Here is an 18,993-nt window from a genome sequence, read left to right on the forward strand (position 1 = left end):
TCGGGTCAAGTTATTCAGTTATCCACAAAAACGGTGGATAAGGTTTGGGATAACTTGACCTGTAGATAACTCACTAAATCGCGCAACGCTAGGAAAGTTCAAGCATGCAGCAAAGTTGTTATTCACAGAATCGATTTTTCTATGAGTTCCAATTTTTCAGTCAAGCATTTTTTTCAACTTTTTATGATGAAAATGTCATTCATATCCCTTGCAAAAAAAGTGATTTTTATCACCGTTTTTTAAGAGTAAAATAACCGAGAAATGAAACAACTAGCCGCGCAGATGTCACAGATCAACACACAGCCAAGTTCAACGTCCATCGTCATTATTGGTGGGGGCGTTGCCGGCGCCACGGCCGCTGTCCATTTATCCGAACTTGGGCAAAAAGTTACCCTCATTGAGCGAGGCGCGAGCCTTGTCAGTGGACCGCCGATTTGCCATCTCCATGCTGGTGGTAATTTGTACCGGGAAATCTCGACGGAGCAATGTATTGAATTGCTTGAACAGTCGATTGAAACGGTGCGTCTTTACCCTCAAACCATCAATCGTCGCCCAACTCTTATTGCTGTTCCTATTACCGATCCCGGCAGTGTCGATGAGGTCGAATCTCGCCTGCAAACCATCCGTGATTGCTACCAGACCTTAGTGGACCGAGACCCGGCCAATCAAGTGCTGGGCGCACCACAAGATTATTATCGCTGTTTTTCAAAAGAGGAATTGCAAGCACTGGCGACGCGCATTCAACCTGAGGCACCAACAAGTGTTGAAGATTGGGTGATTCCTTTTGCTCAGCATGCCGATCTCGATGCGCTAAAGTACCCTGTGGTTGCAGTGCAAGAGCACGGTTGGAGTGTCTTTCGTTTGGCCGCGAGCGCAAAACTCACACTCGCCGCACATCCAAATTGTCAATTGCTTACCTCATGTGAAGTGACTGATCTTGAAGAGAATGGAGACAGCTGGTTGATTCGCTATCGCGATGACAATAACCGACTGCACGAACTTCAAACTCAATACGTCATCAACGCCTGTGGTTATCAAACCGGTACGATTGACGATCTGGCTCAAAAGAAACGTCAGCGTTTGGTGGAGTTTAAAGCCGCTTATGTCACGCGATGGGCACAGTGTGATCAGGTATGGCCAGAGGTCATTTTCCATGGTCAACGGGGGACGCCAGCAGGTATGGCGCAACTGACTCCGTATGCAAATAAAGTGTTTCAACTGCACGGTATGACGAAAGAGATTACCTTATTCGATGAGGGGTTGGTTGCCTCGGATGATCGTTCTTCTCAGCCCCAGTTACCGGCTCCCCTAATCAAGACGTTGAATCAAGGCTGGGACGAGTCCGTGGCCAAAGAGCGCAGCCTGCGTGCCGTACGACACATCGGTCAGTACGTGCCTGACTACCATTCGGCGGATTACTATGCGCTGCCTTTGTTTGGCGCGCAGCAAATACCAGGACGAGATGACTCGTTAAGAGCCGCAGACGTTTCGTTTGAAGCCAATCACTATGCACGCATCGAAGTGGTCAAAGGTTCATCTGCGCTTGAAGCAGCAAGAAAAGTGGTGACTCAATGGGGCTTGTATGATTACCGGGGAGCCTCCATTGAGGCTCTTCATCCGGTGTGTACCCGCTTGGTGGCGAGCGACGTTGAACAAGAAGCGAAACGCATCGCGATTGAGCGTGGCTACCCTGCAGAGTTGGCCCAAGTCTATGGTGAATCCCAGTAACGCAGCGATCACCACACCGTGTCATCGAATGATACAAAAAGGCGCCAATCGGCGCCTTTTTGTTATTTCGCCGCCCGCTTGGCCGCGACTAAGCTTAGTTAATACAACAAAAGTGATGGCAATGAATTAATAGCCGAAGAAGCGCGCCCACTGACACCAGACATCTTGCAAGCCGAGTAAATCGCCCTTTTCAAACGTCACGGTTTGGCCCGGCCGAGCTTGAGCGATACGTGGCAGGTCAATACGGGCTACACAACCTAATTTGGGATAACCGCCGATCGTTTGCTTGTCACTGAGTAAAATAATCGGGTCGCCACTTTTGGGCACTTGTATTGCGCCTAACGCAATTCCCTCGCTCAACAGTTCCGTATCCGGTGGCGTAATTGTGTTACCGCGCAGGCGATACCCCATTCGATTAATGTGCTGGCTTACCTCAAAACGTCGGCTGTAAAAGGCTCCGATCGCGTGTGGAGAAAACTGTTCACTTTGATACCCCTCAATCACGCGCACACGAATGGGCAGGTTGTAATCAGGGCGGTAGCGAAATGAAATCTGTGTGCTTTGGCGGGATAATGGGTGGTAAGTAAACGCCAGTTGATCCCCCGCTTTAAGTGCGCGGCCTTGCTCTAAGCCGCCGAGTGCTTCACGGGTGACGGTGGACACACTGCCCAATACTGGTGATACATCAAAGCCCCCTTTAATGGCAAGGTAGCTTCTTAGCCCGTTGGCCGGAAGACCAAAGCTCAACGTTTGCCCTTTACGGGCGACAAATGTTGACCAGTTATCTATGCGCTGACCGTCGAGTTTAGCATTGAGATCCCCACCTGCAATGGCGAGGTTGCAGTGACCATTGAAACGAAATTCCGCTTGTCCCAAGGTAATTTCAATAGTTGGGCAATTGACCGGGTTATCGAGCAAATGATTCGCCCAACTGTAGGCGTAATCATCCAAGGGACCGCCTTGGGTAATGCCCAAATGCGCCAAGCCAAATCGACCAAAATCTTGGATGAGGCTCAGTTGTCCAGGTTTGATGACTTCAACGTAAGACTTCATAAGGCAAACTCCCCATCAAGCGACCCACCGAGTTGAAGAAACTGGTCTCGATCGACGGCCTTAAAGCGCACTTGAGAGCCGACACTGTACGGCAGCATCTGCGCTTCATTGGGTGTGAACAGCGCTAATGGGCAGCGTCCAATGATGTTCCACCCACCCGGTGAATCACTCGGATAAACCGCAGTATGATGATTGGCAATCGCTACGCTGCCTTTGGGAACATTGACGCGCGGCGTACTTTGACGTGGCAGTTGTAATTGAGGCGTGACTTGACTCATAAACGCAAACCCAGGCGCAAAGCCGATCGCGGTGACGCTGTAACACTCTTGGGTGTGCAGTTCGATTACTTCGTCCAATGTCATACCTTGCTCGAAATAGATCGCTAAGTCTGGCCCTACATCCGGATGATAGTAGACGGGTAATTCAACGATCTCTGCGCTATGGCTTACTGGCGGGCTGGCTATGGTGCTGTCCAAGATGCGTTCGACGCATGGGATAAAATCGAAAATGGAGATTCGGTGAGGTAAATAGTCAATCAACAGGGTGATGTGCGAGGGGGTGACGTTCATCAGCCATTGCGCTAACTGAGACTGAACGTTTTCGCCACAGTGCTGGATTATACTCGACAGCTCTGGCGAAGGGGCCGCGTCAAAGGTGACTAAAATACTGCACTCGGCAACGGGATCGATGGTATAGGTGATCGTCATCTGTTACTCCATGCTGGTGCGGATTTTCTTGATAATATCGATGGCCGCCGGATTATCGCCGTGTACGCATAAGGTATCCGCCTCAATATCAATCGCGTAGCCCTCTATGGTGCGCACTTTGCCATATTGGGTGATTTGGCGAACTTGGCTAATGATATCTTCGGCGTTGGTAAGGACCGCATCGGGCTCCGTTCTTGGTGCCAGATTTCCATTGGCGAGATAGCGTCTGTCAGCAAAAGCTTCAAACAGCAAAGGCAACTCATACCGGTCGGCAATATCAAGTAAAGGCTGGTTATCGAGCACGGCGAGCGTCATTAAAGGGACATTGAAACAAGAGACGGCATCAGCGACCGAATCGAACAGCGATAAGTCCTTAAGCATGTCATTATAAAGCGCGCCATGTGGTTTGACATAACTGAGTTCTGTGTTGTGCGCTTCACAAAGCGCTTTAAGCGCGCCAACTTGATAGATGATCATCGCAGTGACTTCTTCGGGGCTCATGGCAAGGCTTCGGCGTCCAAATCCTTGTAAGTCTGGGTAACTGGGATGGGCGCCAATCTTGACGTTGTATCGAACCGCGAGCGCGACAGTGTGTGACATAATGGTTGGGTCAGAAGCGTGGTAGCCGCAGGCGATATTGGCCATGTCTACGTGGGGCATCACCAAGGTGTCATTGCCCATCGACCAAGCACCAAAGCTTTCGCCCATATCACAATTCAACAAGATTGCGCGTTTTGCCATGCATTTACGTCCCTTTATGCTCATTAGTGAGATTTATCGTACAAATAATCCGAGTTACGTTCAAATTTTGAACGGCGTCACTGAGCGTGTTCCTATCGTGTTGCTAAGCTTACGCACAAACCGCATCAAAAGAAAACAGAGCGGCTCATGTTTTAGGTAGCAAATAGTGTTTTAGGTAGTGGGTGAGGGGCGAAGCGCTCAAATGTGATATGAAAAGGGTCAGCGGCGATAGAAGTGGCGTTGGTATTCAGAATCGCCAAAGAAGATGGGCTGAGAGGAGTCGCGTATGCTCTCGTTGAACGCGCTATCGTTGAAATCTAAGCTTATCGTCCCACTGATTCTTTTTTCATCGGTGATTTTACTTCTCACTCAGGGCAATGCGCTCAATGTTGCTCTCCAATCGCAAACAGACAACCTTATCGACCGTGCTCACGTATTGTCTCTTGGTTTATCATCGCCGTTAAACTCGGCCATTTTGGGTGGGCATACTGAACAAGCGACGCAAATATTGCAGTCGTTTTCCGCAGACCAAGAGATCGTGCGCGTTAAGCTGCACACCTTAGATGGCAAACTGTTTTCGATGTATGAACAACATGGTGTCGCAGCGCCTTTGCCGAGTGCGCAGCAGCTCGCTGCATTGAAAGAAACGGGCCAGGCAGTGAGCGACGATTATCTTTTTGCGCTCTTTCCTCTCTATGCAAACGGTAATGAAGTGGCAAAGTTTAGAGTGACGATCTCCACCAAATCGTTTCAAGATAGTTCAGAGCAAGTCATACATAATGCGCTGATCTTTATTGTCTTTTTGACCATTGCGACCGCCATTTTGTTTTACACCGTACAAAAGTACATTCTCAACCCCGTCATCAGTTTGCGCGCTGCGATACAAGGATATATTGAACACAAATCCAACAGTATTGAGATTGATACCATCGCGAACGATGAAGTTGGCGATTTAGTCCGTGCCTTTCGCACTATGCTGAGACGTTTGAAACTGCGTGATCAACAAGTCAATCATACACTTGATAGATTAGAACAAGAGAAATCCTTCGCCAACGAGGTGGTCGAGTCGGTCAAACACGCGCTTATTGTTGTCAATCAGCATGGCGATGTTCTCCATTTTAATGCGATGACGTGTGAGATATTCCGCTGTACCAGCGCATTTATCCAAGCCAGTAAGTTGATAGATTTGATTCAAGGTAAAGGGCAATCCGAATTAAAGCACGCGCTCGAAAACAATCTAGAGTTTGAAGATCGCCATATCGTCCTCGAAGATCTGTTTCATGATCGCCGATTCTTAAAAGTAAGTGGTACGCCGCTTTCAAAACCCGGCCAGTGCCTAATCGCGATTGAGGACATCACCCAAGTCGAAGTGGCGATGAGTCGCCAACGCATGGCGGCGAATATTTTTGAAAACAGTAAAGATGGCTTAGTGGTCACCGATGATAGCGACGTGGTCACTATGCTCAATCCGGCCAGTCGTCGGATACTGGGAGTAGATAGCAGCGATATAATTGGTCAGCACCATCGTGAGCTATTCCGTTGGGCGGATTTTGATACCGTCATGACGCAGATAAAACGCATGATTGAAGAGCAAGGTGAGTGGCAAGGTGAGGTGTGGGAGATTCATCCCCTTGGTCACCGAGTACCGCTTTATGTTCGAGCATCGAAAAATCGTACCAGCGCCAGTGAACATCGCTTCGATTATGTCTATGTGATTGTCGACTTATCTTCAGTCAAAGAGATGGAGCGGCTTGAGTATATGGTCAATCATGACAGTCTGACCGGGCTTGCCAATCGCACCCATCTCTATCGCGTATTAGGTAAAACGCTCACCGATGAACGCCTATCCAAAACGGGCATTGCACTTTTGTATCTCGATCTTGATGGATTTAAAGCGGTAAACGACACTTACGGCCATGATGCAGGCGATGCAGTACTTAAAGAAGTCTCGCGCCGCCTATCGTTGCATGTGCGCAGTCAAGATTTGGTGGCTCGACTATCGGGCGACGAGTTTGTGGTCTTGATGACTTCTTGCGATCAACCCAGTACACACGCCCTCGCAGAGCGGCTACTGGCGGAAATCAGCAATGAAATCGACTATGCCGGTGAGCGTCTATCGGTCGGTGTGAGTATTGGTATTCACTACACTCAACGTGCGCAGGGTACCAGTCTCGAACAATTCCTCAAAGCGGCCGACAAAGCCATGTACCGAGCTAAAATGGAAGGCAAAGGGCAGGTCATCATGAGTGAGGCAAGTTAGCGTTATCTCGCGCGCGATTTTCTGTTACCATTCAACGAAATACTTACATTAGGCTAGAGTTATGAATGTATTAGTGACAGGCGGTATGGGCTACATTGGCAGCCATACGTGTTTGCAAATGATCGCCGCTGGAATGACGCCTGTTATCGTCGACAACTTGTATAACAGCAAGCGCAGTGTGCTTGAACGTATTGAGAAGGTTTCAGGTCAAACGCCGACCTTTATTGAAGGCGATATTCGCGACAAAGCCTTGATGAAGCAAGTGCTTGTTGAGCACAACATCGATGCGGTGATTCACTTTGCCGGGCTTAAAGCGGTCGGTGAGTCTGTAGAAAAGCCACTTGAATATTATGACAACAACGTCAACGGTACGCTTGTATTGGTCGATGCGATGCGCGAAGCAGGGGTGAAGACCTTAGTTTTTTCTTCATCTGCGACTGTCTATGGAGATCCAGCGAGTGTGCCTATTACCGAAGATTTCCCAACCAGTGCGACCAACCCTTATGGTCGTAGCAAGTTGATGGTTGAAGAGTGTTTGACCGACTTTCAAAATGCCAATCCCGATTGGAGTATCACCTTACTGCGTTATTTCAACCCCGTTGGTTCACACCCATCCGGTGAGCTTGGCGAAGATCCGCAAGGTATTCCAAACAACCTAATGCCATTTGTCTCCCAAGTTGCCGTAGGGCGCCGTGAATTTTTATCTGTGTTTGGTGATGATTACCCGACCAAAGATGGCACGGGCGTGCGCGACTATATCCACGTGATGGACTTGTCAGATGGGCACGTGGCTGCGTTAGAGAAAGTAGGCCAGACATCCGGATTGCACATCTACAACCTAGGCACTGGTAATGGCTATAGTGTGTTGGAGATGGTGCATGCGTTTGAAAGGGCCAGTGGCAAACCTGTCCCGTACCAAATTGCGCCGCGCCGCGCCGGTGATATTGCCGAGTGTTGGGCCGATCCTTTAAAAGCGCAGCGTGAGCTGGGTTGGAGTGCGACACGTTCTTTGGATGAGATGACGCAAGATACCTGGCGCTGGCAGTCAAATAACCCGAATGGTTTTCCAGATTAATTGAGCGCAACCGCTGATTTTAAATCTAACAAAAGAGCGACCCTAGTGGTCGCTCTTTTCGTTGGTTTATAAACGACTAACCGTCGTGTATCGATATTGTTGGGTTACTGGGCTTGTTTATCTTTACCCAACGAGAGTAACCAAATACAAATGACCGCAACCACTAAGAAGCCTGATAGGATAATGACAGGCATCGCACTGTAGCCAAGGATGTGCCAAATAATCGATTCTAACGTACTCATGCTCTCTCCTTATTGCCAACCTTCAACGCCATGCATGTCAGGCAGGCGGTGGGCGATCCCTTTGTGACAGTCAACACAGGTCTTTTCACCCGAGGCAAGCGCCGTTGAGTGCTGCTGGGCACCACGTGAACCTTGCTCAGAAAAGTCCATAAACTCGAATTCATGACAGTTACGACACTCGAGCGAATCGTTTTTCTGCATACGTGCCCATTCACGCTCAGCAAGATGACCGCGACGCTGCTCAAACTTTTCTTGTGTATCTATGGTTCGCAAGACATAGTGCGCAAACAGCTCTTTAGATGCCTGAACTTTACGGACAATCTTGTCTGTCCATTCGTGAGGCACATGACAGTCAGAACAGATTGCTCTTACACCAGAGCGGTTCGAGTAGTGAATCGTCTCTTTGATTTCCGCTACAATCGGCGCATGACAGCCTGAACAAAACTCTTCGCTGTTGGTCGCTTCCATCCCGGTGTTGAACGCACCCCAGAACAACAAACCACCTGCAAAGCCCATAAACAGCACAACGCCTACCGCCGCTTTACTAGGGGACGTGAACCGCTTCCAAAACGCTTTCAGTAATTTCATAGATAACCTCGTTTACTCGCGTTTCTTACTTAAGAGAATCAACAGACTGGAACTCATTCTCAACCAATGGTTTCGCATCTGTTTGCGGGACGTGGCATTGCAGACAGAAGTAACGTCTTGGCGACACGTCTGCGAGCACCGCGTCTTGGCGATTCACATAGTGGGTGACACTGATTTTTGTTGCGCCTGATTGCTTGGCGTTTTTCCAGCTGTGGCAAGCCAAACATTTATTGGCGTTTAACGACACCTCATAGTTACGAATACTGTGAGGAATCAACGGTGGCTGATAGACAAAGCTATCTTCAACGATTTGATCTTTGGGAAAATCTTTAAATGCGTCCGCAGGTCTGGTCTCTTCCAGATTGGTGTTACCGCGCAGCGACTCCAAGCCACCGATACCACCCGGGTTTTCCAAATTGGCAAACACAGCGCTGCTCAACACTGCACCTACCGAGAAAAGTGCAACTAAGAATTTTTTCATGGTTTTGTTCTCCGCCTTCTGGCTACATTCTTCGCTTAGGTTGCCCAAATGTGGGCAACCTAATGTCGACATTACGCAACTTTGGTGATCTTCACTGGACACTTCTTAAAGTCGGTCTGTTTAGACAGTGGATCCGTGGCATCAAGAATCAATTTGTTGATCAAGATGCGCGCATCAAAGAAGGGGACGAACACCAATCCTTGCGGTGGTCGGTTACGTCCGCGCGTTTCAACACGCACACGCACTTCACCACGTTTGTTAGCAATGTTCACCTCGTCACCTCGGCGAATGCCTCGTGCTTTGGCGTCTTCTGGATGCATGTAGCAGACGGCGTCCGGCACGGCTTTATAGAGCTCAGGGACACGGCGTGTCATGGTGCCGGTGTGCCAATGCTCGAGTACACGACCGGTGCAGAGCCATAAATCGAACTCGGAATCTGGCACTTCTGGTGGAGCTTCGTATGGGGCGGAAATAATAAACGCTTTTCCGTCAGGCTTGCCGTAGAAGTCCCAACCGCTACCGGCTTTGGCATATGGATCTGAGCCTTCTTTGTAACGCCAAAGGGTCTCTTTACCGTCAACGACTGGCCAACGAAGACCACGTGTTTGGTGATACACTTCATACGGCGCAAGATCGTGTGCTTTGCCGCGTCCAAATGAGGCGTACTCTTCAAAAATGCCTTTTTGTACGTAGTAACCGAAGTGGTGCGCATCGTCGTTGAGTTCGCGCGCTTCCTCGATTGGGTATTTATTGATCACGCCATTCGCGAACAGCATGTCATACATGGTTTTGCCGCGATACTGAGGGGCTTTGGCGAGCATCTCTTCTGTCCACACTTCTTCCATCTTGAAGCGTTTAGAGAACTCCATAATTTGCCAAAGGTCAGATTTCGCTTCGCCAACCGTACCGACTTGTTGATACCAAGCCTGTGTACGACGCTCTGCGTTACCGTAGGCGCCTTCTTTCTCGATCCACATCGCTGTCGGTAGAACCAAATCCGCCGCTTGCGCAGTGGCCGTTGGGTAAGGATCAGAACAGACGATAAAGTTTTCAGGGTTACGATAGCCCGGTAAACGCTCACCGTTAATATTCGGACCTGCTTGCATATTGTTGTTACACATCACCCAGTAAGCATTGAGCTTACCGTCTTTGAGCATGCGGTCTTGCAGGACGGCGTGGAAACCCGGTTTAGGCGGAATGACACCATCAGGAATGTTCCAGATTTTTTCTGCAATCGCGCGGTGTTTTGGATTCGCGACCACCATATCAGCGGGTAGACGGTGGGCAAAAGTGCCGACCTCACGAGCGGTACCACACGCAGAAGGTTGCCCTGTCAGAGAGAATGGGCTGTTGCCTGGAGTTGAGATTTTCCCCGTGAGAAGGTGGATGTTGTAAATCAAGCTGTTCATCCATACGCCGCGGGTATGCTGGTTCATCCCCATCGTCCAAAGTGACATCACTTTAGTGTTCGGATCCGCGTATTGTTTCGCTAGAGTGATCAAATCTTCTTCAGATACGCCCGACATTTCTGACGCTTTGGCCGCAGTGTAAGGCGCCACGGATTTCTTATATTCATCAAAAGAGATGCCCGACATATCGCCGCTGTTTGGGTTGGCCGCAGCTTGTTGAAGTGGGTTATCGTCACGCAGACCATAGCCAATGTCGGTGGTAGCTTGCTTAAATGTGGTGTGTTTGTTGACGAAATCCCAATTGATGGCGTCGTTTTCGATAATGTAATTGGCAATAAAGTTGGCAATGGCCAAATCGGTCTGCGGTTGGAAGATATACCCAGTATCGGCCAACTCGAACGAGCGGTGATAGTAAGTAGACAGCACGTTCACTTTAACGTGGGGATGGCTGAGGCGACGGTCTGTGATACGAGTCCACAAGACAGGGTGCATCTCAGCCATGTTTGAGCCCCAAAGCACGAATGAATCTGCGTGCTCGAAATCGTCGTAACAACCCATGGGCTCGTCGATGCCAAACGTGCGCATAAAGCCAACCACGGCGGAAGCCATACAGTGACGCGCATTAGGATCGATGTTATTAGAGCGAAGCCCGGCTTTCATCATCTTGGCGGCGGCGTAACCTTCCATTACGGTCCACTGACCAGACCCAAACATACCCACACCCGATGGGCCTTGTTTTTTCAGTGCTTCTTTCCATTTTTCGGCCATGGTATCGAAGGCAACGTCCCAAGATACCGGGGTAAAGTCACCGTTTTTGTCGTACTTACCGTCTTTCATGCGCAACAAAGGCTGAGTGAGACGGTCTTGACCGTACATGATCTTTGAGAGGAAGTAGCCTTTGATACAATTCAAACCTTTGTTGACCGGCGCTTCAGGGTCACCCTGCGTCGCGACCACTTTGCCGTTTTGTGTACCAACCAACACAGAACACCCGGTCCCGCAGAAGCGACAAGGCGCTTTGTCCCAGGTAATCGCCGATTGCTCTGAACTGGCGATCAGGTTGGTCGCTGTGGCAGGTAGACTGATGCCGGCTACCGCGGCGGCAGAGGCTGCTGCGTTTGCTTTTACAAACGCTCGTCTTGTCATCTTCATACTTCACCCTCGAATTGGGAATGTTCTTTTCCAGTGTTAGTTGTCACGTCGTCGCCTAGGTCCGTTTCTATCTGGTGGTAGACCAACACAGTACTTAAGACGTTAGGTAGGTTGTTGATTTCGTCGATGGTATCGGTGATAAACCCTTGGTTTTGAGTTTCGAGCACCACCACCAGCTTGCCCTCAGGGCTGTCTGCATAAATTTCTGCGTTGGGCAGTGCACTGATCGACTCCTTGACCTCGTTAAGATGGCTAGGCGCGGCGTGAACCACCAAGCTTGATATATGCACTTCATTCAGTGACATGTTGTTGTCCATTTTTATAATCAATTGCTCACATTGATGGATGACGAAGGGCAAACGGCAACACAGGCACCACAACCGCTGCACTTATCGTGGCTTATGTGAGGCTGGGCGACTTTGCCTACCTCCAATTTGAATTGAATGGCCATCGGGTCACACAACTCACCACAACTCCGGCACTCCACATTTTGTTTGGCTAAACACGTTTCATTGATGCTTGCCTTTACATGCCAAGGCGTCTCTGCCTCAGGTAAAAAAATCGGTTCCTGACAAACGTCGGCACATCGATAACAGAATGTGCATTCGTCGATAGAGAAGTCGACAGTAGGAAATCCTCCGTCACCGCTGACAATGATCTGCGTGTCACAGACGCGGGCGCACTCTCCACATCGGGTACACAAATCGGTAAAGCTTTGTGTATCCGCAACCCAAGGCAGGCGAATCGTATTGTCTGCTTGGCGAGAAAAAAGACGGCGTTTACTGAAATCGACCACGTTGCTATCCGTTGTGAACTGCATTTATGTAAGCGTAGCTCACATTTCCTATTAATAACTTGTCATTAACACACACATAAATTGTAGTTTTTGACATATTTGTATAAATAACCCTTTGGAGGTAATCAGATTATGTTGTTGTTTTAGATCAATAAATTTGGTTTAGTTTGATCACATATTTAGCCGAAAGCGTGAATATGATGACTTGGTGTGATGGGGAATAGGTGAGTAATAACGTGGTGAATGCATGCCAAGAAGCGTAAAAAAATCCGTCACTCGCACGATAGCGAAAGCCATGGGCTTGATCTTAGCCCTGTCGGTCGTGACGACCAGCTATGCGATCATCACATTAGCGTCTAGCCTCAATGATGCTGAGGCAGTGAACGTGTCTGGCTCAATGCGTATGCAGAGCTATAGACTGGCGCACGACATCCAATCGCAATCTCAAGACTATCTCCAGCACATCGAGATGTTTGAACGCTCTATCTACTCCCCTTCGATGAAGGCGTTGCAAGGCTGGGGCGTTCCTGATGACATTACTCACGATTACTATCGGTTGATCATGCGTTGGCATGAGCTGAAATCCGTGCTTCAGAGCGAAGACCGACACCAATATTTAACCATGGTTGCGGGCTTTGTGAATCAAATCGATGCCTTTGTGTTCAAGTTGCAACACTTCTCTGAACAAAAAATGATTCGCTTGGCCTGGGTGGGTGGTGCAGGGCTCGGTGGTATCTTGTGTGTGGGGCTGTTTGTTATTCACTACTCCAGAAAGCAAATCGTGAAACCGCTGAACGCTATGATGTTGGCCAGCGAACAGATTCAATCGCGCTCGTTTGATGTGAAGCTGGATGTTTCAAGTGAGAATGAACTTGGTGTTTTGACTCGTACATTCAATAGCATGGCCAGCGATTTGGGCAATTTCTATCGAGGATTGGAGCAAGCCGTCAATGAAAAGACGCTTAAGCTCCAGCATGCCAATGACTCACTGCAAGTGTTGTACAATTCATCGCAAGAGCTGACCGCTTCAAGGATCACGCAGGAAAACTTTGAGGCGATACTGCAACATATCGTCTCTCTTGAGGGGATTGTAGCGGTCAAAATGGAAATCTTCAGTGACGGTGAGCGACCGCTCGTGTTGACCAAAGGCGACGTTTGCCTCAGCTGTGACAGTGACTGCCAAAGGAAACCGTTGGCCTTAGATGGGGAAGCGTTAGGCACATTGTATTGGAAAACGTCACTGCCTTGCCCAGATCAAGCTTTGATTGATAACTTTGTCCAAATCCTCTCGCGCGCGGTGTATTACAACCAAGCACAGAAACAAGCGGAGCAACTGCTTTTGATGGAAGAGCGCGCGACGATCGCCCGTGAACTGCATGACTCGCTTGCTCAGTCTTTATCCTATTTAAAAATTCAAGTCTCGTTACTCAAACGTGGTTTATCCGCTTTACCTCCCGGCGAAGCATCACCACACACTCAGAGCGTACTGAAGGATCTCGACGGCGGGCTATCAGCCGCCTATACCCAATTACGCGAATTGCTGACCACGTTTCGACTGACGATCAAAGAAGGCAGTTTTGGCCAAGCACTAAAAGAGATGACGGAGCAATTGGCCGATCAATCGTCAATCCGCATAGAGGTCGATAATCAGCTCTCCTCTGTAGAGCTTGATGCCAGTGATCAGGTTCACTTACTGCAATTGATCCGTGAAGCGACCCTAAATGCGATCAAGCACGCCAAAGCGACGCAAATCGATATCGCCTGCCTTGAGACCGACAATAACGTTGTGGTGTCGGTATCTGACGATGGCATCGGGTTTGAACAGGCCAACGAAAAGCTCAACCACTACGGCATGAGTATTATGCAAGAGCGAGCGTCCCGGTTAAACGGCACCTTGGTCATTGAAAGCAAACAAGAGCAGGGGTGCCGCGTCATCCTCACGTACCCAAGAAATAAGGAAACAAGCAGTGTCACAATGTAGAGTTTTGCTGGTGGATGATCACCCTCTAATGAGAAGAGGGATTCATCAGCTACTGAGTTTTGAGCCAGAATTTGATGTTATCGCCGAAGCCAGCAATGGGACGGAAGCGGTGGCAAAAAATCACGAGCTGAAGCCAGATTTGATCTTGCTGGATTTAAATATGAAAGGGATGTCGGGGCTCGACACCCTGAATGCACTGCGCGCCGATGACTGTGACGCCACTATCGTTATTTTGACAGTCTCAGACAGCCCAGCAGACATCGAAGCGATCATTCGAGCCGGCGCCGATGGCTATTTGCTCAAAGATACCGAGCCCGATGAGTTGGTATCGCTACTCAAACAATCCATTCGCGGTAACAAGGCTTACAGCCGAGAAGTGGCGAAATACCTGCTCAAGCGAGAACACACTACCGATGTGTTTGATGAACTGACCGATCGAGAGCGTCAGATTCTCAAAGAGGTTGCCAAAGGATTTCGCAACAAGCAGATTGCAGATACGCTGTTTATTTCCGAATCGACGGTCAAGGTGCACATGAAAAGTTTGCTGAAAAAGCTGCGCGTTCCGTCGCGTACCGCTGCCACCATCTTGTATTTGGAACGTTATGGTGACATTAAGTAAAATCACGACTAGGAATGCTTAAGTTTTAATACGCAGTCAGGCATAGAGAGAAAATAGCCTTGATACATATTGAGATCTAAGGCGCGCATGGCATCGAGTTGTTCTTGGGTCTCGATGCCCTCGATCACTACCTGACAGCCCAACGTTCTTGCTAATTCGATGCCTGAAATCATCGCGGCTTGATTGCCTTGCATGTAGTCGAGCATCAATGAGCGGTCCATTTTTACGATGTCAGGACTGAGTGTTTCCACCCTGGCTCGATTGGAGGCTTCCACACCATAATCGTCCACCGCAATATGAAATCCAATATCGCTAAGCTTCTTCATCGCGGTCTTCAATAAGGCTTCGTTGGCATGTTCATGCTCAACCACTTCAATCACGATCTGATCCAGTGCGAGCCCGAGCTCTTTTATCCGTGTGGCCAGTAGGCTTTCCGTCATATCAATCACCGCCATCGCATCGCCTACGACAGGAAGGATGTTGAGGAACAATTTGCGGTCACGAAATTTTGATTGGGCGAAGTTTCGAATATGAATCACGCGACTCAGGCGTTCAACATTCACTTTGTCATCCAACGGGATGTTGTCTGAGGAAAAAAACAGATCGGGTCTCACGGAACTGCCATCTTTGCGGGTGATGCGTAGCAGTGCCTCTAAACCAACCATGCTGGTCTGTTTGGTGTAAATCGGCTGGTAGACACTAGAGAGTGTCAAAGACTTATAGTGCGCAATGTACTGGCCATCTTCTCGCTGTTCGAGACATTGAGTAAACTGCTCTCGGGTGGACAGATTCATAAAAACGCCTTACCTCAAAAATACCACATGGCGATACAATCAAACGACTAAGCATACTGGAAAGTACCGATTTTGTCGCACGTTGGAAGCCAACCTTTAGTCTCAATAAAGATACAAGTATTATTAAAGTTGCGCCAAGTTTTCTTTGTTTTAAAAATGAATAAATATCCATTTTCAGATAGAAGTCTCATCAACGCTCATCAAAAAAATCTTTATTGCGTATGTATTTAGACATCAAATGATAGGAAAACGGACGGATAAGCCAGGACACAACACTGCGACCAAAGCGTAACCAATTTGGTGTGTTTTCGTAAATACGACCATTGTAGAGCCACAGCATTTTTCCAACGTGCATATAGTAGAAAGGAATAGGGGGCAGGAAGGTGACGATGTCGAGATCGCAGCAGACGCGATAGGTTTTGTGCACTAGCAAGTAGTGTCGATAGAAGCGATAACCACCGACCGATGGCTGACCAAAGGTTACGATTCGTTTGATAACCTTAGGATGGCAACGTTCAAGACGGTCAGCAATGACTAAGCCGATAGCGCCGCCGGATGAGTGCCCCGTTACCGTGATTCGTTTACCCTGTTCTATCAATGGCACGAGTATCGAGAGCAATTTGTCGAACACACTCATACCTAGAGTGTCGCTCTTATGACTTGGCGTGCTTTCTTGATTGAGTAAGTCGAAGTAGCCGGCGTGAATCGCATAGGGTAATTGGAAAGGCGCGCAGCTTTTGTGCCAAAGTTTAAGGTTAAGTAGCCAATCCCAAACATTGTGGGAGCCTTTGATCACCACAATGACTTCGTCTTTATCGTGGCTCCACAGCACACGAATCATAGGTTTACCAAAACGGTTATGAATAACGCGCTGGCCGTTTGGGGCAAAGCCATAGCGTGTCTGTTTTAGGACGCGTTGATAAGCAAGATTACACAGCACCGCGTAGCGTTCATACTGATAACGCTTCAGTTTTTTCATCGAGTCATTAAATCAGTGAGGGGATCGCTTTAGTATGCGCGCGCAGAGTGACGCTTCTGTGACAGTGGCGGAGCGGGGGAGGGATTAACTAAGCTGAATAACTGAATATAAATGCAAATACTTGCGCACGAGTTGCTGATCCGTTGAGCGACGCAGTGGATGGGTGAACTTAACGTAGTAAGGACTCATGCCAAATTGCTCTTCTAGTGTCGCCGCTAATTGTGAGTCGCTCTCATATAAGCTCACCCCTTGAATACGGTAATCGTCTAACTGGTCAGGCAGTTGCCCCGTCCACCAGTGTAACAACTCGCGGCTCTGTTTACTGCGAGTGATCCAATGGTCAGACAGCAGGAGCACAAGGTCGTTGGGCTGAATAGCGTAACTGTATTCGGCGTGCCATAGAGCGATGGACTTAAATAACTTCTTACGGTGGGTGGAACCTGCGCTGACCAGATGAGACGTCATAATCCAAACAGTGCCCAGCTCAGAGCTCACTCGATAGTGGTGAGGCATCTCTTTGTGGGTCAGGCATTCTTGGGCAGTGTAATCACACGCGTGGCCAAACTCGGTGAGTGTGCGAGAAAGACGCCGCGCAAACGCCAAGCCCAAATGGTGCTCACTCATGCCTTTATTATGAATGGTCGGGTAGTGCTTTTCACATAGGGCCATACAGTCGGCTTGAAACTCGTTCACGCTTTGAATTAGCACATCCAGTAGCAAGGTGGGTTCTCCATTACTCAAACTCGCCAAATTAGAGTAACACGCCACTTTTAAATTAAGTTACATTTAATTGGCTAAAATTCAGGGAAAATGAGGGGTTTATGTCTAAGATTGAATTTACATCACAACAAAAACACGCGATGGCGCAGTCACTCCAAGACTATTTGCACGATGAGTTGGAGGTAGAAATTGGCCAATTTGATGCCGAATTTCTCACTGACTTTGTGATTAAACAGTTTTCTGCCACCTTTTATAACAAGGGGTTAAGTGATGCCCAAGCGGTGTTTGAACGTAAAGTGATGGATGTTGCGGATGAAATATACGAGCTAGAACAGTGGGAGCCTAAGTAATCAGGGATAAGTTCCTTCAAATTTTTTGAATGACTTCATCAATGCGACGACATTTCCAAGTTTGCGAACCTGTCCGATAATCATTCACAACGCAATTGATTATAAAAACGTGCTCAACCATAACTTTTTTGCTTGGGCGTCAACCAAAGTTGGAAGTATACAAATGAACAGCAGCCAAAATCATCCGCATAGGGTAAAGAACTACAACGGCGTCGCGCGAGCCATCCATTGGGTGTCGGCACTGGTTGTGATTGGTATGTTTGCGGTGGGGCTATGGATGGTTGATCTGAGCTACTACAGTGAATGGTACAAAACCGCACCGCATTGGCACAAATCAGTGGGTATTTTATTAGCCCTTGTCACTCTATTCCGATTTGTCTGGAAAAATGTGACAGCGTCACCACAAGTCGAAGGTGCAAAGATTGAAGTCCTAGGCGCAAAGTTGGCGCACCTAGCCATGTACGCACTACTTCTGACGTTGTTTGTGTCGGGATATCTTATTTCAACGGAAGATGGGCGAGGTATCGAAGTCTTCGGTTGGTTCACCGTGCCTGGTATGGGCGCTTTCTTTGAAGGTCAAGCCGATACCGCAGGGCAAATACACTTTTACGCTGCTTGGGCGTTAATCTTATTAGCCGCTGTGCATGCACTGGCAGCACTAAAACACCACTTTATTAACAAAGACAACACGCTACGCAAAATGATAGGAGCTTCAAAATGAAAAAGACGTTACTTGCTACCGGACTAGCTATGGCAATGGTACTGCCATTAGGCGCAAGCGCGGCGGATTACGTAATTGACACCAAAGGTGCACACGCATCGGTCAACTTTAAAGTTAGCCATTTAGGATACAGCTTCATTAAGGGTCGTTTTAACACCTTTGATGGCGAGTTCTCTTACGATCCTAGTAATGTTGAAGCGTCGAAAGTGACCGTGAATGTGGACACTCGCAGCCTCGACTCAAATCACGCTGAACGTGATAAGCACATTCGTAGCGCTGATTTCATTGATGCCTCAAAATTCTCAACCGCAACCTTTACGAGCACCAGCGTTGTCGATAAAGGGGACGGCATGCTAGAAGTGAAGGGCGACTTGAACCTACATGGTGTCACTAAACCGATTACGATCGACGCTGAATTTGTTGGCGCAGGCCAAGACCCATGGGGTGGTGAGCGCGCAGGATTCGTGGGTACAACACGACTAGAGCTTGCTGATTTTGATATCGCGGTGATGGGCGCATCAAGCTACGTCGATATGGAACTGCATGTCGAAGGCGTTAAGAAGTAATCATTTCTAGATGGAATGACATAGCCCTCCA

Annotated in this window: 20 protein-coding genes; 8 read left to right on the forward strand and 12 right to left on the reverse strand. The window is 48.5% G+C overall.

The genetic code is table 11. The features are described 5' to 3' along the window. Positions 1 to 261 precede the first annotated feature (261 nt). Positions 262 to 1,728, forward strand: coding sequence for an FAD-dependent oxidoreductase (locus AC6R10_RS15375; protein ID WP_500672779.1), 1,467 nt, complete (start codon positions 262 to 264; stop codon positions 1,726 to 1,728). Between the two features lie 126 nt (positions 1,729 to 1,854). Here AC6R10_RS15375 and AC6R10_RS15380 read toward each other — a convergent pair whose 3' ends face one another. From AC6R10_RS15380 to AC6R10_RS15390, 3 genes are read right to left on the reverse strand one after another with little or no spacing between them, the layout of a single operon-like run. Continuing rightward, on the reverse strand, positions 1,855 to 2,781 hold the full coding sequence (locus AC6R10_RS15380; RefSeq protein WP_500672780.1) for a 5-oxoprolinase subunit C family protein: 927 nt from the start codon (positions 2,779 to 2,781) through the stop codon (positions 1,855 to 1,857). Further along, positions 2,778 to 3,488 carry a 5-oxoprolinase subunit B family protein gene (locus AC6R10_RS15385; RefSeq protein WP_500672781.1) on the reverse strand — a complete coding sequence of 237 codons (711 nt, stop codon included), beginning with the start codon at positions 3,486 to 3,488 and terminating at the stop codon, positions 2,778 to 2,780. Before AC6R10_RS15385 ends, AC6R10_RS15380 begins: the two co-directional genes overlap by 4 nt. 3 nt (positions 3,489 to 3,491) lie before the next feature. Continuing rightward, complete coding sequence (locus tag AC6R10_RS15390; protein WP_500672782.1) at positions 3,492 to 4,229, reverse strand: 5-oxoprolinase subunit PxpA; 738 nt, start codon at positions 4,227 to 4,229, stop codon at positions 3,492 to 3,494. 286 nt (positions 4,230 to 4,515) lie between these two features. Between AC6R10_RS15390 and AC6R10_RS15395 the strand changes: the two genes are divergently transcribed. Both AC6R10_RS15395 and galE read left to right on the forward strand, forming a co-directional pair. Beyond that, positions 4,516 to 6,489, forward strand: coding sequence for a diguanylate cyclase (locus AC6R10_RS15395; RefSeq protein WP_500672783.1), 1,974 nt, complete (start codon positions 4,516 to 4,518; stop codon positions 6,487 to 6,489). Between the two features lie 61 nt (positions 6,490 to 6,550). After that, a complete protein-coding gene (galE, locus tag AC6R10_RS15400) occupies positions 6,551 to 7,564 on the forward strand; it encodes a UDP-glucose 4-epimerase GalE (protein ID WP_500672784.1) in 1,014 nt (337 codons plus the stop codon). A 104-nt stretch (positions 7,565 to 7,668) separates the two neighbouring features. Here the strand turns inward: galE and AC6R10_RS15405 are convergent, their stop codons facing one another. From AC6R10_RS15405 to napF, 6 genes are all read right to left on the reverse strand, one after another. After that, positions 7,669 to 7,806, reverse strand: a complete 138-nt coding sequence (locus tag AC6R10_RS15405) for a TIGR02808 family protein (RefSeq protein ID WP_334551842.1) — start codon at positions 7,804 to 7,806, stop codon at positions 7,669 to 7,671. A 9-nt stretch (positions 7,807 to 7,815) separates the two neighbouring features. Beyond that, positions 7,816 to 8,394, reverse strand: coding sequence for a NapC/NirT family cytochrome c (locus tag AC6R10_RS15410; RefSeq protein ID WP_334551843.1), 579 nt, complete (start codon positions 8,392 to 8,394; stop codon positions 7,816 to 7,818). A gap of 25 nt (positions 8,395 to 8,419) precedes the next feature. Beyond that, on the reverse strand, positions 8,420 to 8,875 hold the full coding sequence (locus tag AC6R10_RS15415; RefSeq protein ID WP_500672785.1) for a nitrate reductase cytochrome c-type subunit: 456 nt from the start codon (positions 8,873 to 8,875) through the stop codon (positions 8,420 to 8,422). Positions 8,876 to 8,946: 71 nt separating this feature from the next. Continuing rightward, on the reverse strand, positions 8,947 to 11,436 hold the full coding sequence (napA, locus tag AC6R10_RS15420) for a periplasmic nitrate reductase subunit alpha (RefSeq protein ID WP_500672786.1): 2,490 nt from the start codon (positions 11,434 to 11,436) through the stop codon (positions 8,947 to 8,949). Next, entirely contained in the window at positions 11,433 to 11,741 is a 309-nt protein-coding gene (locus AC6R10_RS15425) for a chaperone NapD (RefSeq protein ID WP_500631307.1), read from the reverse strand. The genes napA and AC6R10_RS15425 overlap by 4 nt, the downstream gene beginning before the upstream one ends. A 20-nt stretch (positions 11,742 to 11,761) precedes the next feature. Further along, a complete protein-coding gene (napF, locus tag AC6R10_RS15430; protein WP_487901522.1) occupies positions 11,762 to 12,232 on the reverse strand; it encodes a ferredoxin-type protein NapF in 471 nt (156 codons plus the stop codon). Between the two features lie 247 nt (positions 12,233 to 12,479). On the opposite strand from napF, the gene narQ reads away from it, so the two are divergent. Beyond that, positions 12,480 to 14,213, forward strand: a complete 1,734-nt coding sequence (gene narQ, locus AC6R10_RS15435; protein WP_500672787.1) for a nitrate/nitrite two-component system sensor histidine kinase NarQ — start codon at positions 12,480 to 12,482, stop codon at positions 14,211 to 14,213. Next, complete coding sequence (locus AC6R10_RS15440) at positions 14,200 to 14,832, forward strand: response regulator (protein ID WP_500672788.1); 633 nt, start codon at positions 14,200 to 14,202, stop codon at positions 14,830 to 14,832. The genes narQ and AC6R10_RS15440 overlap by 14 nt, the downstream gene beginning before the upstream one ends. A gap of 8 nt (positions 14,833 to 14,840) precedes the next feature. Here AC6R10_RS15440 and AC6R10_RS15445 read toward each other — a convergent pair whose 3' ends face one another. The 3 genes from AC6R10_RS15445 to AC6R10_RS15455 form a co-directional block, all read right to left on the reverse strand. After that, positions 14,841 to 15,626, reverse strand: a complete 786-nt coding sequence (locus AC6R10_RS15445) for an EAL domain-containing protein (protein WP_500672789.1) — start codon at positions 15,624 to 15,626, stop codon at positions 14,841 to 14,843. A gap of 190 nt (positions 15,627 to 15,816) precedes the next feature. Next, positions 15,817 to 16,605 carry a lipase family protein gene (locus AC6R10_RS15450; protein ID WP_500672790.1) on the reverse strand — a complete coding sequence of 263 codons (789 nt, stop codon included), beginning with the start codon at positions 16,603 to 16,605 and terminating at the stop codon, positions 15,817 to 15,819. A gap of 84 nt (positions 16,606 to 16,689) precedes the next feature. Beyond that, the gene (locus AC6R10_RS15455; protein ID WP_334551852.1) at positions 16,690 to 17,325 is read right to left on the reverse strand and encodes a hypothetical protein; all 636 of its coding nucleotides are present in this window, start codon (positions 17,323 to 17,325) and stop codon (positions 16,690 to 16,692) included. A gap of 101 nt (positions 17,326 to 17,426) precedes the next feature. On the opposite strand from AC6R10_RS15455, the gene AC6R10_RS15460 reads away from it, so the two are divergent. From AC6R10_RS15460 to AC6R10_RS15470, 3 genes are all read left to right on the forward strand, one after another. Further along, a complete protein-coding gene (locus AC6R10_RS15460; protein WP_334551853.1) occupies positions 17,427 to 17,675 on the forward strand; it encodes a DUF2164 domain-containing protein in 249 nt (82 codons plus the stop codon). A gap of 163 nt (positions 17,676 to 17,838) precedes the next feature. Further along, a complete protein-coding gene (locus tag AC6R10_RS15465) occupies positions 17,839 to 18,396 on the forward strand; it encodes a cytochrome b (protein ID WP_500627163.1) in 558 nt (185 codons plus the stop codon). Beyond that, on the forward strand, positions 18,393 to 18,962 hold the full coding sequence (locus AC6R10_RS15470; RefSeq protein WP_334551855.1) for a YceI family protein: 570 nt from the start codon (positions 18,393 to 18,395) through the stop codon (positions 18,960 to 18,962). Before AC6R10_RS15465 ends, AC6R10_RS15470 begins: the two co-directional genes overlap by 4 nt. The last annotated feature ends 31 nt before the right edge of the window (positions 18,963 to 18,993 follow it).

It is taken from the genome of Vibrio sp. R12-SG2-ISO1 (assembly GCF_059834045.1).

Bases quoted from the DNA above. Each gene is read 5' to 3' on its own strand.
- AC6R10_RS15390 (WP_500672782.1), bottom strand. From the start codon at position 4,229: ATGGCAAAACGCGCAATCTTGTTGAATTGTGATATGGGCGAAAGCTTT.
- narQ (WP_500672787.1), top strand. From the start codon at position 12,480: ATGCCAAGAAGCGTAAAAAAATCCGTCACTCGCACGATAGCGAAAGCC.
- AC6R10_RS15465 (WP_500627163.1), top strand. From the start codon at position 17,839: ATGAACAGCAGCCAAAATCATCCGCATAGGGTAAAGAACTACAACGGC.
- galE (WP_500672784.1), top strand. From the start codon at position 6,551: ATGAATGTATTAGTGACAGGCGGTATGGGCTACATTGGCAGCCATACG.
- AC6R10_RS15410 (WP_334551843.1), bottom strand. From the start codon at position 8,394: ATGAAATTACTGAAAGCGTTTTGGAAGCGGTTCACGTCCCCTAGTAAA.
- AC6R10_RS15445 (WP_500672789.1), bottom strand. From the start codon at position 15,626: ATGAATCTGTCCACCCGAGAGCAGTTTACTCAATGTCTCGAACAGCGA.
- AC6R10_RS15425 (WP_500631307.1), bottom strand. From the start codon at position 11,741: ATGTCACTGAATGAAGTGCATATATCAAGCTTGGTGGTTCACGCCGCG.
- AC6R10_RS15460 (WP_334551853.1), top strand. From the start codon at position 17,427: ATGTCTAAGATTGAATTTACATCACAACAAAAACACGCGATGGCGCAG.
- AC6R10_RS15375 (WP_500672779.1), top strand. From the start codon at position 262: ATGAAACAACTAGCCGCGCAGATGTCACAGATCAACACACAGCCAAGT.
- AC6R10_RS15385 (WP_500672781.1), bottom strand. From the start codon at position 3,488: ATGACGATCACCTATACCATCGATCCCGTTGCCGAGTGCAGTATTTTA.
- AC6R10_RS15395 (WP_500672783.1), top strand. From the start codon at position 4,516: ATGCTCTCGTTGAACGCGCTATCGTTGAAATCTAAGCTTATCGTCCCA.
- AC6R10_RS15450 (WP_500672790.1), bottom strand. From the start codon at position 16,605: ATGAAAAAACTGAAGCGTTATCAGTATGAACGCTACGCGGTGCTGTGT.
- napA (WP_500672786.1), bottom strand. From the start codon at position 11,436: ATGAAGATGACAAGACGAGCGTTTGTAAAAGCAAACGCAGCAGCCTCT.
- AC6R10_RS15380 (WP_500672780.1), bottom strand. From the start codon at position 2,781: ATGAAGTCTTACGTTGAAGTCATCAAACCTGGACAACTGAGCCTCATC.
- AC6R10_RS15405 (WP_334551842.1), bottom strand. From the start codon at position 7,806: ATGAGTACGTTAGAATCGATTATTTGGCACATCCTTGGCTACAGTGCG.
- AC6R10_RS15470 (WP_334551855.1), top strand. From the start codon at position 18,393: ATGAAAAAGACGTTACTTGCTACCGGACTAGCTATGGCAATGGTACTG.
- AC6R10_RS15415 (WP_500672785.1), bottom strand. From the start codon at position 8,875: ATGAAAAAATTCTTAGTTGCACTTTTCTCGGTAGGTGCAGTGTTGAGC.